The sequence below is a fragment of the Planosporangium thailandense genome (assembly GCF_011947195.1).
Classification (GTDB): Bacteria; Actinomycetota; Actinomycetes; order Mycobacteriales; family Micromonosporaceae; genus Planosporangium; species Planosporangium thailandense.
The window spans coordinates 499,072-511,815 of sequence record NZ_JAATVY010000001.1 but is presented as its reverse complement, the minus strand read 5'-3'; the positions used below and the strand labels follow the sequence as shown (position 1 = coordinate 511,815).

At 71.4% G+C, this 12,744-nt stretch carries 15 protein-coding genes; 5 read left to right on the top strand and 10 right to left on the bottom strand.

The features are described from left to right. The first annotated feature begins 13 nt into the window (after nt 1-13). On the top strand, nt 14-781 hold the full coding sequence (locus HC031_RS02415) for a hypothetical protein (protein WP_167923434.1): 768 nt from the start codon (nt 14-16) through the stop codon (nt 779-781). Here HC031_RS02415 and HC031_RS02410 read toward each other — a convergent pair. Together HC031_RS02410 and HC031_RS02405 are read right to left on the bottom strand one after the other, a co-directional pair. Beyond that, nucleotides 778-2,016, bottom strand: coding sequence for a sensor histidine kinase (locus tag HC031_RS02410; RefSeq protein WP_167923433.1), 1,239 nt, complete (start codon nt 2,014-2,016; stop codon nt 778-780). The genes HC031_RS02415 and HC031_RS02410 overlap by 4 nt on opposite strands. Continuing rightward, nucleotides 2,013-2,690 (bottom strand): response regulator transcription factor, encoded by a 678-nt coding sequence (locus tag HC031_RS02405; protein WP_338090443.1) that lies wholly within the window; start codon nt 2,688-2,690, stop codon nt 2,013-2,015. The genes HC031_RS02410 and HC031_RS02405 overlap by 4 nt, the downstream gene beginning before the upstream one ends. A gap of 132 nt (nt 2,691-2,822) precedes the next feature. Between HC031_RS02405 and HC031_RS02400 the strand changes: the two genes are divergently transcribed. After that, nucleotides 2,823-3,308, top strand: coding sequence for an FMN-binding protein (locus HC031_RS02400; protein ID WP_338090442.1), 486 nt, complete (start codon nt 2,823-2,825; stop codon nt 3,306-3,308). On the opposite strand, the gene HC031_RS02395 is transcribed toward HC031_RS02400, so the two are convergent. From HC031_RS02395 to HC031_RS02365, 7 genes are all read right to left on the bottom strand, one after another. Further along, nucleotides 3,270-3,638 carry a hypothetical protein gene (locus HC031_RS02395; RefSeq protein WP_167923430.1) on the bottom strand — a complete coding sequence of 123 codons (369 nt, stop codon included), beginning with the start codon at nt 3,636-3,638 and terminating at the stop codon, nt 3,270-3,272. The genes HC031_RS02400 and HC031_RS02395 overlap by 39 nt on opposite strands. Nucleotides 3,639-3,802: 164 nt before the next feature. Next, entirely contained in the window at nt 3,803-5,365 is a 1,563-nt protein-coding gene (locus HC031_RS33755; protein ID WP_167923429.1) for an LLM class flavin-dependent oxidoreductase, read from the bottom strand. Nucleotides 5,366-5,481: 116 nt separating this feature from the next. Continuing rightward, nucleotides 5,482-5,922, bottom strand: a complete 441-nt coding sequence (locus HC031_RS02385; protein WP_240941986.1) for a low affinity iron permease family protein — start codon at nt 5,920-5,922, stop codon at nt 5,482-5,484. A gap of 31 nt (nt 5,923-5,953) precedes the next feature. Next, on the bottom strand, nt 5,954-7,195 hold the full coding sequence (locus HC031_RS02380; RefSeq protein ID WP_167923428.1) for a sigma-70 family RNA polymerase sigma factor: 1,242 nt from the start codon (nt 7,193-7,195) through the stop codon (nt 5,954-5,956). A gap of 263 nt (nt 7,196-7,458) precedes the next feature. Then, nucleotides 7,459-7,899, bottom strand: coding sequence for a hypothetical protein (locus HC031_RS02375; RefSeq protein WP_167923427.1), 441 nt, complete (start codon nt 7,897-7,899; stop codon nt 7,459-7,461). Between the two features lie 140 nt (nt 7,900-8,039). After that, nucleotides 8,040-8,474: a DoxX family protein gene (locus HC031_RS02370; protein WP_167923426.1), complete on the bottom strand. Its 435-nt coding sequence runs from the start codon at nt 8,472-8,474 to the stop codon at nt 8,040-8,042. 259 nt (nt 8,475-8,733) lie between these two features. Next, nucleotides 8,734-9,252 (bottom strand): TetR/AcrR family transcriptional regulator, encoded by a 519-nt coding sequence (locus tag HC031_RS02365; RefSeq protein WP_240941985.1) that lies wholly within the window; start codon nt 9,250-9,252, stop codon nt 8,734-8,736. Between the two features lie 259 nt (nt 9,253-9,511). Here HC031_RS02365 and HC031_RS02360 point away from each other — a divergent pair, with 259 nt between their 5' ends. The 3 genes from HC031_RS02360 to HC031_RS02350 all read left to right on the top strand — a co-directional run bounded on the left by HC031_RS02360 (nt 9,512) and on the right by HC031_RS02350 (nt 11,556). Continuing rightward, nucleotides 9,512-10,192 carry an NADPH-dependent F420 reductase gene (locus HC031_RS02360; RefSeq protein WP_167923424.1) on the top strand — a complete coding sequence of 227 codons (681 nt, stop codon included), beginning with the start codon at nt 9,512-9,514 and terminating at the stop codon, nt 10,190-10,192. Then, a complete protein-coding gene (locus HC031_RS02355) occupies nt 10,189-11,076 on the top strand; it encodes an LLM class F420-dependent oxidoreductase (protein WP_167923423.1) in 888 nt (295 codons plus the stop codon). The genes HC031_RS02360 and HC031_RS02355 overlap by 4 nt, the downstream gene beginning before the upstream one ends. A gap of 102 nt (nt 11,077-11,178) precedes the next feature. After that, nucleotides 11,179-11,556, top strand: a complete 378-nt coding sequence (locus HC031_RS02350) for a VOC family protein (protein ID WP_167923422.1) — start codon at nt 11,179-11,181, stop codon at nt 11,554-11,556. A gap of 80 nt (nt 11,557-11,636) precedes the next feature. Here the strand turns inward: HC031_RS02350 and HC031_RS02345 are convergent, their stop codons facing one another. Next, entirely contained in the window at nt 11,637-12,710 is a 1,074-nt protein-coding gene (locus HC031_RS02345) for a BMP family ABC transporter substrate-binding protein (RefSeq protein ID WP_167923421.1), read from the bottom strand. Between the last annotated feature and the right edge of the window lie 34 nt (nt 12,711-12,744).

The following is a 12,744-nucleotide window of genomic DNA, read 5'->3' as shown; positions in this document are numbered from 1 at the left end:
GGGGATCAACATCATGGAATGCCCGCGCTGCGGCGCCAACCTGGTGACGCCGGCCAGCGATCATGTCTGCCGCGAACGGCGCCCGCCCATCGGCTGGGAGATCACACGCTGGGCGCTGGTCGCGCTCGCCGTCGGTTACGCGATCGCCGCCCTGGTCGAGTTCGGGCTCGCCGCTGCGGCGCACCACACGCTCGGCTCGATCCGGGCCGACGACGGGGCGGCCGTCCGCAACCAGCGCCTGGCGGACCTCAACCACCTGGTGTCGGTGGCGAGAGTCGCCGACAGGGTGTTCTGGGTGCTCCTGGTCGTCCTCCTCGTCGCGCTGGTCGGGTGGAGCCGGGCGTCCGCCGGCCTGATCCGCCGGAACGGCGGCGACGACGTGCGGCTGATGCTTCGCCACTGGAGCTTGCGGGCCTGGAGCATCGCCCTGATGATCAGCGTCGTTCTCGGGTTCGCCGCCTTCCGCCCGACCGGGGACACCGTCGACGGTGCGCTGCGCCTGCTGTGGTTGATGGAGATCCGGTACGTGCTCCGGGCGGTCGCCGCCGCGTTCCTCACCGCCGGCGTCGTGCTGGTGGGCCAACGGATCCGCCGCTTCGTCGCCGACCCCGCCAAACCGGTGTTCCCCGCCAGCCCGGAGCGGGCCACGGGCTGGCGGCGGCAGCCGACCGAGGAGGAGGACCTGTGGGGCTGGGAGCCCCCGTCGATGTTGCCCCCTCCCCGGACGAGCGCCCCGGCCGACGACCGCGACCACGACCCGCGGCTCGGAAACCCGCGCTAGCGGTGCGGTGTACCGGCGGTCGGAAGCGTCATCGCGAACCGGGCGCCCTCGCCCGGGTGACCGTCGATGGTGAGCGAGCCGCCGTGCGCGTGGAGCACTTCCCGAACGAGGGCCAGCCCGAGGCCGAACCGGCGCCCCCGGCCACCGGCCTCGGGCCCCCGCGCGAACCGCTGCAGCAACTGCTCGGCCTGCGCCGGGTCGAGCCCCTCGCCGTCGTCTTCCACGGCGAGCTCCACGCCGCCCGCGCCCCGACCGGCGTGGACGGTGACCGTTCCACCGGGATGGGTGTGTCCCAGCGCGTTGTCGATGAGCGCGGCGAGAGCGCGCCGCAGGGACGACCGGACCCCGAGTACGACCAGCGGCCCGTCGTCGCCGACCGCCGCACGCAGGGTGACACCGCGCTCGCCGGCGTGCGGCCGCACCGATCTGACGACGTCGTGCACCAGGTCAGCGACGTCGACCAGCGCACCGACCCCGGGCCGGCCCTGCAGCTCGGCCGACAGCAGGAGATCGTCGACGACCTCCCCTAGCGCCCGGGTGTCGGCCACCAGCTGGCCCACCTGAGCCTCGACGTACCCGTCGTCCGGCCCGGCGCCGCGCGACAGCCGCCGGGAGATCAGCTGGGCGCGCGTGTGCAGTACGGCCAGCGGGGTGCGCAGTTCGTGGCTGGCGTCCGCGACGAAGCGGCGCTGCAGGTCCAGCGCCCGTCCGAGCGGCCGGACCGCGCGCCGGCCGAACACGACGCCCAGCAGCGCGGCGCCGACCACCCCCACCACGCCCGCCCACAGCAGCGATTCGATCAGCCGTACGCCGGTCTGCCGGCGCAGGGTCACGTCGAGCATCGCGACGAAGCGCCGGCCGTCGGGGTGGTCCACGGCGAAGACCTCGTAGTCACGGCTGCCGACCCGCCGCGCCGAACGGCCGATCGGTACGGCGCGGACGTTCAGGTGGGCCAGGTCGGCGGGGGCGTCGTCGCTGGCGCGTACCTGGCCGTCGGCCAGCTGCTCGATCAGTACGACCCCGCCGCCCGGATCGGTCACGTCCCGCGCGGCGACGGCCGCCTGGCGCACCGCGCGCTCCTCGGCCGTGTGCTCGGCGCGGATGGTCAGCGAGTACGTCAGTACGCCGACCACCAGGAGGGTCGCGGCGACCGCCACCGCGATCTGGGCCGCGATCGCGAACCCGGCCCGGCGTACCAGCCGGGTGTCGTCCCCGGGTCTCGGGTCGGCGCTCATGCCGAGCCGAACTGGTAGCCGATGCCGCGCACGGTGCGGATCACCCCACGGCCGAGCTTGCGCCGCAGGTAGTGCACGTACGTGTCCACCACACCCGGACTTTCCGCCTCGTCGAAGGCGCGGGCCAGCAGCTCCTCGCGGGTGAAGGCGCGCGTCGGGCGGCTGGCGAGAACCTGCAGCAGCGAGCATTCGCGCGCCGAGAGCGCCACCGCGGTCCCGGCGGTGCCGGGCTCACGGACCTGCCGGGTGGTGACGTCGAGGGTTCGCCGGCCGAGCGACAGCACCGGCGACCGGTCGACGTGCCGGCGCAGCAACGCACGTACGCGGGCCAGCAGCTCGTCGATGTCGAACGGCTTGGTCAGGTAGTCTTCAGCGCCCGCGTCGAGACCTTCCACCCGGTCGGCGACCGAGCCGCGGGCGGTCAGGACGAGAGCCGGGGTGGTGACGCCCCGGCCGCGCAGCCGGCGCAGCAGGTCCACGCCTTCGACGGCCGGCAGCCGGCGGTCCAGGACCATCGCCTGGTACTCCCGGGTCAGCCCGAGATGCAGCCCCGCCTGCCCGTCCGAGGCGTGGTCGACCGCGTAGCCGGCGTCACCGAGCAGGTCGACCAGCATGTCCGACAGTTGCGGGTCGTCTTCGACCAGCAACAACCGGGGGTTCGCGGCATGTGTCACCCACCGATCCTGACACGCGCTTTCCCAAGAATTTTCGAAGATCCGGCGGGCAGTGTGGGCAGGCGATCGACACGAGCGACGAGTGCTCATGATGTCGGGAGGTTGACGGTGCGCCGCATCACGATAGGGATCGTGTCCACCATCTCCGCGGTGGTCCTGCTGTTCAGCTACCGCACGAGCATCACGGCCACCGCGGCGGGTGCCCTCGCCACCGGCGCCAACCGGCCCGGCATCGTCTCCAGCCCGGCCCCGGCGGGCCCGCCGCCGGCCGGCTCCGGAGATCCGGGTACGGCACCGCCCTCGGCCCCGGCCACGAGCGCCGCGCCCCGGCCGGCCGGCTCGCTCGTGGTCAACGGCACGGTGGTCGACACCCGGTACGGGCCGGTACAGGTGCAGGCGCACATCAGCAATAGCAAGATCACCGATGTCGTGCCCCTGCGGCTGACCAGCGGCGACAGGCGGGACGAAGAGATCAATTCGTACGCCGTGCCGCAACTGCGCCAGGAGGTCCTGCAGGCGCAGAGCGCGAACGTCGACGTCGTGTCCGGCGCGACGTACACGAGCGAGGCCTACCTCAGGTCACTCCAGGCCGCCCTCGACACCGCCCACTTTCACTGAACCTCGCCGGCCACGCAGGGCGGCCGCCAGGAACGCCGCCTCGACGCAGGCTTCGGCGAGGAAGATCTTCCGGATCCGGGGCAGGTACGCGAGGTCCATGAGCATCGCGGCCGCTGCGGTCGCCCCGGACAGCACTCTCGTACCGGTCTCCAGCGGGCGACCGGCCAGGAGGGCCAGCCCGGCGGCGGCGAACAGCGCGCCCGCCACCTGGGTCTGGAAGCGGTCCGGCTTGGGACCGGCGACCGTGGTGAACGATCGGAAGTGCAGCAACGGCCATACCCCGGTGACGAGGTAGTAGCCGCCCTGCGCGGCGAGCAGACGTCGATTCACGTGTCCCCGATCCCGCTGTCCGATGAGGCTGTCCCCGGACCGGGTACCCGATTGCGGGAGGGCTAATACTCCGCCGCCGAGTGCTCCTCCACAGTGGTCACTCGAGTGCTCCGCCGCCGTCACCATTCACCCCTGACCGCCCGGCGGACAGCCCCCCTCCCGCCCTAGACCTGACCGGCGTAGAAGCCGTACCGGGCGAGCGGTTCGACGATCTGGCGCTCCTCGTACGACAGATGGGACAGCAACGTGTCGGTGAGGATGTCCACCGCCTCCTGGAGCTCGCTGAAGTCCTGTGGGTGGTTGACCAGGTTCACCAGCGCCCGGTCGACCCCTTCGACGACCTCGTGGATGATGACGTGCTCCTGTTCCAGACGGTCGATGACGGGCACGAGCCCGGCGTCGGCACGGCGCAGGTGCGGGAAGATCGACTGATCCTCGATGCCGTGGTGCTGGGTGAGCAACGTGCAGTACGAGGCGCAGTACGCGCCGAGGGTCCAGTTGTTCTGGCGCATCGTCATCTCGCCCAGCGCCGCCCGAGCCCGGCCCACCGACACGGCCCCCCGCTTGACCTGCTCCAGCAGGTCACGTACCTGGGTCAGCTCCCGGCGGAGATGGTCGTGCACGTCGACCAGGTGCTGTCCGACGGCCTGCGCGTGCTCGGTGTACACGTGACCGGCCGGAGCGGGCGGCGCGACCGGACGGGTCGACTCGTCCCAGAGCCGGCGGCGGCTGTACCGGCTGGCGGGTGGCGGCGTGGTGGCGAAGACCGCGTCGCCACCGGCCGGGACCGGCTCGGGCGCCGCCTCGGCGGACTTCGTCCGCCTGCCCGGGTCGCGGCGCTCGGCCGCGACCAGCTCCCGGACCGCCGGCGCGACCTCCTGGCCGAACCGCTGGATCGCCAGTGGGTCGTCGCCCATCAGGAGGAAGCCGGAGATGCCGTGGTCGAGGGCGAGGCCGGCGAGCTCTTCCACCCACTGGCTGGGCGGACCGGTGAGCAGGCCGGAGCCGGAGGCGGTGAACTCCCCGGCGATGTTGAGCAGGCGGCGCACCGATCGGGGGTCCCGACCTGCGGCCGCCGCACCCTCGTCGATGTAGGCGTTGAGATCGACCAGCTCGGCCGGGCCCTTGGGCAGGTAGGTCAGCGACGGAAGCCAGCCGTCGGCCATCCGCCCGACGAGCCGGAGCATGCGCGGCTTGTACGCGCCGACCCAGACGCCGATGTCGTGCGCGGGCGCGGGTCCCCGCTTCGCCCCCACCACCTGGTAGTGGTCGCCTTTGACGCGTACGCCGCCACGCTGGTCGGCGGCCCAGACCTCGCGGATGATCGTGATCGCTTCCGCGAGGGCGTCGACAGCCTGGCCCGGGGTCAGGCGGCGACCGCCGGCCGCCTCGATCGCCTCCCAGAACGCGCCCGCGCCGAGGCCCAGCTCGACCCGGCCGCCGCTGAGCAGATCGAGGCTCGCCGCGCTCCGGGCCACCACGACCGGCTGCCGGAGCGGCAGGTTGAGCACGTTGGGCGCCAGTCGGATGCTGCTGGTCGCCGCCGCGAGGTACGACAGCAACGTCCAGGTGTCCAGGAAGCCCGGCTGGTAGGGGTGATCCTGGAAGGTGGCGAGGTCAAGCCCCGCCTGCTCGGACAGCTGAGTCAGCGCGACCGCCTGCTCGGGCTGCTGCGCGATCGGAGTGAGGAAACTGCCGAAGAGCAGCTCGTGTCCGTAATCGGTCATGTGTCGACTTCCACCTTCGTAGCCTGCCGTCCGCAGGCGGCGCGGCCACCAGCGTATCGCCAGTAGTTGAAGGCTCAAGTGACACCCGGCATTCCCATGGCCGCCAGACGCGGCGGTCAGGAGCTCTCCCGCTCCTCCAGCCCCACGGCGGCGCGCAGCTCCTCCCGGTCGCGGCGCAGCTCCGGCCGGTCGTCGGCCAGCTCGTCCATCAGATCGCCGAGGGCGTCGGCGATCGCGTTGAGCTTCTGCTGCACCGCCGCGTCCGCCCGGGTCTGGCTGTTCTGCAGCAACGCCACGAGCAGGAAGGTCACGATCGTGGTGAGCGTGTTGATGATCAGTTGCCACGTGTCGACTTTCTGGAACACGAAGTACGACGGCAGCCACACGATCACCAGCACGACGCAGAACGCGAAGAACCATGCGCCCGCCACCGCCCCGGCCGCGGCACCGGCGAACCGGTCGAACAGCGACACGTGTGCGTCGACGTCGCTGGGCATGCGCCCGTTGCGGCCGGCCGATCCCCGACCCGCCCCGCTGACACTTCCACGGCCTGCCATGTTCACCTCGCTGTTGGTACGGCTCCGCCGATCAGGCTGACTGTGCCGCGGCCGACGGCTGCGGACGGGTGGCTCGCGGCGGTGCGCCGGCCAGCACCCGGATGACGCCGGTCCGCTGGAGCACCCGGGCCACCGGCGGGGAGACACGGGCCAGGCGCAGGTGGGCGCCGACGTGCCCGCAGGCCGAACGGGCGGCCATCAGCGCCGCCGCGCCCGCCGTCGTCATACCCGGCACCTCGTACAGGTCGACGACGAACCGACGCGGTCGGTGGCCGATCACGGCCCTGACCAGCCTGGTACGCAGGTACTGGACACACTGGACGTCCACGGTCCCCTCGACGGCGGCCACGAGCGTCGTACCCGTCATCGCCACCCGCACGGTCAGCGGATGGTCGACCGACGCACCGGGATAGACCGCGACCTCGTCGTCGCGCAGCACCCGCCGCAGCCAGCCGAGAACCTGCGCGAGGATGCGCGATACCTGCATCTGAGAGATCCCGAGCTCAGCGGCGATCTCGGACTGGCTGAGGTTGCCGAAGAACCGCCGGGTGACGATGACGCGCTCGCGCTCCGGAAGGCGCTGCAGCAGCGGTCCGAGGCTGATCCGGTCGGCCACCTCCTCGAGCCTGGCGTCCGGCCCACCGAGCGCGTCCTGCCGCTCACCGCCGCCGGCGTCGTCGCCGACGGGCTCGTTGAGCGACACGGCGTCGTAGGCCTGCCTGGTCGCGAGCCCCACGATGACGTCGTCGGTGGTCATGCCGAGAGCGACGGCGAGCTCGTCGGGGGTCGGCGACCGCCGCAGCCGCTGCGTCAACTCCGCCGCGGCGTGCTCGATCTCCCGCTGGCGCTCCTGCATCGGGCGGGGCACCCGGAGATCCCAGCCGTTGTCGCGGAAGTGGCGCTTGAACGCACCGAGGAGGCAGGGAATCGCGTAGCCGGTGAAGGGCACGCACCGGGCCGGGTCGTAGTTGTCCACGGCTTTGACCAGTGCCAGCGCGCCCGCCTGCCGGAGGTCGTCGGGCGGCTCGCCGCGGCCGCGGAACCGGCGGGCGAGACGGCCGACAAGTGGCAGCGCGAGCTCGATCGCCTCGGCGCGCAGCCGAGCCCGCTCCGCGCTGCGCTCGGGGTAAGCGGCCATCCGGATGAAGACGTCGTGGAGGGTGTCGTCCAGACCGGCGCGCTGGTCACGACCGGCGACGGGCGTCTCGGGTGGGCCGACGGGCACGGGTGGCGCGGTGGCCGGTCCGGGACCGGCGGGTGTGCTCCTGTCCACCGCCACCACCTCCGTCACACGCGCCCTACGAGCCGCGGACCACGGCGTCGATCGCTTCGACCCCGCACGTCCATGGATTCATGTGCCCCCATCGTGCTGTCGCTAAACTTTGCAGTGTGCATCTAAAGGTGCGCGGCGCCGGGAGGCGGCGCGGGCCGGGCGGTGGCAGGCCCCGGGCGGCGACCGGGAACGGCTAACCGGCCGCCGGGCTCCGCGCTGCGAAGCTCCACGCAGCGGATCTTGGGGCATCGTCGCTCGTGGCTTCATTCTGGCCCACCTCGGGAACGACGGGCTTCCCGACGTTCGTTTCCGACCCGCGCGAGCACGACCAGGCTGCCGACCAGGATGGGCAGCACGACGAGGTGGTAGGCGATGTCCGGCCAGTGTCCGCCCCGTGCGGTGATACTCAGTCCCACGAGGAACCCGACGGTGGCGAATCCGGTGGTGATGAGCCCTGCCGTACGGCCGCGCGGCTGCGAGCGGAGCATCCCGAAGACGCCGGCGACGAGGACCGCGGCGATGACCGCCTCGGCGATCCCGGCGTCGCCGGCATCGAACGGTGGTTCGGCACGGCCGTGGACGTGACCCGACAGGTGCATCGCGGATGCCACGACGAGACTCGCGGCCACGACCGCCAGGGCCGCGGCGACCCTGCGGACGGCGGCCCGGCCCTTCACGGCGTCAACCGGGGTGACGTGATCCATGAGGTCGATCCTGGGTGACCGCAGCGCCGTTGTCGTCAGCCGGCGACCGCACGCTCAGGTACCACGGTCGTCGTACCGTACCGGGCGGCCGTACAACCGCGAGGGTAGGGAGCGGGCGAGCCGACGACGGAACGCGGCGGCTACGCGCCGGCCAACTGCTTGGCCGGCTGGTGGCGTACCCGCGCGATCAGGTCGTCCAGGGACCAGCGCCCCGGTCCGGCGATCGCGATCAGCAGGAACGACCAGCAGAACAGGACCGGCAGCTCGCCGCCGTTCTGGATCGGCAACAGGCCGCGCTCCTGGTGCACGGTGAAGTACGCGTAGGCCATCGATCCCGAAGCCAGCAGCGCGGCGAGCCGGGTGAGGCATCCGAGCAGTACGAGCGTGCCGGTCACCAACTGGATGACAGCGGCCCACCAGCCCGGCCACGCCCCGACATGAGCCGCGTGCCGGGTACCGAAGGCACCACCCATCACACCGAACAGGGTCGCCGCACCGTGGCACAGAAACAGCAGGCCGACGACGACTCGGAAGAGCGACAGAATCTCACCGTGGATCCGACTCAATGCCCGCATTCCACTGCCCTCCCTGTGGGATACCAACCGGTCGGCCCTGGCGCGGTCCGGCGATAGAAATATACGGACGTCGATGCAATTTCGGCCGGTTCGAGATTTTCACGTTCCGCGCGTACGTCGCCGACCGGGATGACCAGCACCCCAACAACGAGGGCACGTCGCGGGTACGGACGGCCGTGCCCCACCGACCTTCGTCGGCGGCGCGGGCGCGGGCCGGTCGGCGGAGTGAGACGTCAGCCGGACCAGGCGGAGTGAGACGTCAGCCGGAGCAGGCGGCGTCGACCAGGACGCGGGCGGCGGCTCGCGTCGCGTCCGGCGTCACCGGGTCGGCGTCGAGGACGCCCGCGGCCAGCCCACCGTCGAGCAGCAGCGTGAGCTGACGGGCGAGCCGTTCCGGATCGTCCGCGCCGGCCCGGCGGGCAAGGTCGGTCACCCACGCCCGTACGACATTCTTGTGCTCGACGGTGCGGGCGTGCACGTCGCTGCCCGGCTCGAACTCCGCGGCCGTGTTGATGAACGCGCAGCCGTGGTAGCCCTCGCTGCGGCAGGCGGAGGCGAGCGCGTCGAACATGCCCACGAGCTGGTCACGCGGGTCGTCGCCGGCCGCGCGGGCAGCGGCCCGTAGCTGGCCGAACCAGACCTGGTCGACCTTGTCCAGATACGCCAGCACCAGGTCGTCCTTGCGCGGGAAGTACTTGTACAGCGTCGCCTTCGCCACGCCGGACTCGGCGATCACGGTGTCGACGCCGACCCCGCGCGGGCCGTGGGCGTAAAACATCCGGAACGCGGTATCGAGAATGCGGTCACGGGCGCACCGTGGCGCCCCACCTGACTGCACCATCCGAATTACCTCCCGCACCCGGTCGCGCACCGCACGTCACGGAGCGTTGATCAAGGTGTCATTGTACAGACAAGTCTGTACAGACGGCCATGTTCCCTGTGCCACATCACCGACGTCTGGGTGTAGACAGACCTGTCTGTTAACTTGTGGCGAGCACGACGCTTCCACTTCCCGCGAAACACAAGGAGTACCCGCAATGAAGATCGCAGTCCTGGGCACCGGAATGGTCGGACAGGCGCTCGCCGGCCGGCTCGCCGAGCTGGGCCACGAGGTGACGGTAGGCACCCGTGACGTGGCCGCGACGTTGAGCCGCAGCGAGCCGGACGCCATGGGCAACCCGCCCTACTCCACCTGGGCCACCTCGCACCCCGACGTCCGGTTGGCGCCGTTCGCCGAGGCGGCCGCCGGTGCCGAACTGCTCGTCAACGCCACCTCCGGCCACGTCTCCCTGGCCACCCTTCAGTCCGCCGGCGCCGACAACCTGGCCGGCAAGATCCTGCTCGACATCGCCAACCCGCTCGACTTCTCCCAGGGCTTCCCACCCACCCTGTTCGTCAAGGACACCGACTCCCTCGCCGAGCAGCTCCAGGCCGCGTTCCCGGACCTGAAGGTGGTCAAGGCGCTCAACACCCTGACCGCGGCGCTCATGGTCAACCCCCGCCAGTTGGCCGACGGCGACCACACGGTGTTCGTGGCCGGCAACGACGCCGACGCGAAGAAGACCGTCACCGATCTGCTCGAGTCCTTCGGCCACCGGGACGTGATCGACCTCGGCGACCTCACCGCCGCCCGCGGCACCGAGATGCTGCTGCCGATCTGGCTGCGACTGATGGGCACGTTGAACACGCCGATGTTCAACATCAAGGTGGTCCGATGAGGCTCGGGGTACATCTGGTCAACTTCGACTACCCGGGCGGCCCGGCGGCGATCGGCCCCACCCTGGCCCGCGTCGGCGCCGCCGCCGAGGCGGCCGGCGTGGCGAACCTGTCGGCGATGGACCACTACCTGCAGATCGCGGACATGGGCCTCGGCGACGTCGACGCACCGATGCTGGAGGGGTACACGACGCTCGCCTTCCTCGCCGCGCACACCCGCTCGGTCGAACTGCAGCTACTGGTGACCGGTGTGACCTACCGGCATCCGGGGCTACTCGCCAAGATTGTATCCACAGTGGACGTGCTTTCCGGCGGTCGGGCCGTCCTCGGCCTGGGCGCCGCCTGGTACGAGCGCGAGCACGCCGCCTTCGGCGTACCGTTCCCTCCGCTGGCGGAGCGGTTCGAGCGACTGGAGGAGACGCTGCGGATCGTGCGCCAGATGTGGAGCGACGACGACGGCCCTTACGAGGGCCGGCACTACCGGCTCGCCGAGACGATCAATTCTCCCCAGCCGCTGCGCCGGACGCCGATCATGATCGGTGGATCCGGCGAGAAGAAGACCCTGCGCTTGGTCGCCCGGTACGCCGACGCCACCAACCTGTTCGCCGGACCGCACTCGAGCCCGGCGCAGGTGAAGGCGAAGCTCGACGTCCTCGCCGACCACTGCGCCCGGGAAGGCACCGACTACGACCGGATCCGCAAGACAGTCCTTTGGGCGGCGCCGGTCACCGCCGACGCCGAGGGCGGCAAGGCGTTCGTCGCGCAGCTGGCGGGGTACGCCGAGGTCGGCATCACCGAGGTGCATGTGATGCCGTTCGCCGCCGAACCGGTCGGTTTCGTCGAGAGGCTCGGCGAGCACGTCGTCGGAGCGCTCGGGGCGCTGTGACCGCCCTGTAACCGCCCGCCGGGTCCGCGATCGTCAATCCTCGGGACTTCGATGCCACCTACGATGTCGACACCCCCGAGCCTCACGGCCGAAGGAACCGATATGACCAGGCCGCACGGATTGACGTTCACGACCGTCAACATCAGCGCCCCCGACCCGGGTGCGTTGGCACGCTTCTACGAGCGGCTGCTCGGCTGGCACATCACCGTGGAGGAGCCGGACTGGGTCCTGATGAGAGCCCCGGACGGCGGCGTGGGGCTGGCCTTCCAGACCGAGACGGATTACGTCCGCCCCGGCTGGCCGGCCGGCCCCACCGACCAGCAGATGATGATGCACCTCGAGATCCGCGTCGACGACCTCGACAGCGCGGGGGCGCACGCCAGGGCCTGTGGCGCGACCCTGGCCGACCACCAGCCGCAGGAAGACGTCCGCGTCTACCTCGACCCGGCCGGTCACCCGTTCTGCCTGTGGCTGGGATGACCGGCGCGGGCGCGGCTCGGCTGACCGGCGCGGGCGCGGCTCGGCTGACCGGCCCGGGCGCGGCGCGGGCCCGCGGGGACTCAGCCGGTCGTGGCGCCGGGAATCACGATCTTCCCGCTGTTGATCTGCTTCTCCAGCTCGTCCAGGCGCGGCTTGATGTCGGCGAGCTTGCCGCCGGACGTCGCGTACTCGACGCCGCCGCTCTTCAAGTCGAACATCACGGTGCCGGCCTTGAACTTGTTCTCACTGACCGCCTTGATGAAGTCGTACACGGCCGTGTCCACCCGCTTGATCATGGAGGTGAGGATCACGTCACGCAGGTCGGGAGTGACGAGCTGGTACTGATCGGAGTCGACCCCGATGGCCCACTTGCCGCTGGCCTTCGCGGCCTGGAAGACGCCGAGGCCGGAGCCGCCGGCGGCCTGGTAGACGACGTCGGCGCCACCGGCGTACATCCGGCTCGCGACCGCCTGGGCGCCGTCGGGGTCGATGAAGCCGGGGCAGCCGTTGGCCGGCGTCGACAGGTAGTTCACGTCGACCGTGGCGTCGGCGCGTACGGCCTTCGCCCCGGCCGCGTACCCCGCCTCGAACTGCCTGATGAGGGGCAGGTCGCAGCCGCCCACGAAGCCGATGCGGCCGGTCTTGCTGGTGAGCGCGGCCGCGGCGCCGACGAGGAAGGAGCCCTGGTCCGCGGCGAAGACCAGGTTGGCGACGTTGGGAGCCTTCACGTTGTCGATGTCGACAGCCCCGAACCTGGTCTTGGGGCAGTCGTGGGCGGCGCGTGCCAGCGGGCCCGTCGTGGGGTCGGCGCCGGCGTAGACGACACCGACCGCGATGACGACCTGGTAGCCGGCGTCGCAGAGCAGCTTCAGCCGGTTGTACTTGTCGTCCTCGGTCTCGTTCTGCAGCGCCTCGAGCTCCTTGATCTGGACGTCGAGGCTCGCCTTCGCCCGTTCCAGGCCGGCGGCGGCGGCGTCGTTGAACGACTTGTCCCCGCGCCCGCCGATGTCGTAGGCGAGGCCGACGGTGACCGTCCGGCGCGTGGGAGCGGACGTGGCCTGGTCGGCCGCCGCCTTACCGCACGCCGACGCGGCGAGCACGACCAGTGCGACCGTCCCGGAGACGGCGAACCTCTTCGCATACCTGCCAAGCACGGCTCCGTGCTCCCTTCTGAAAACCACCTCCGAC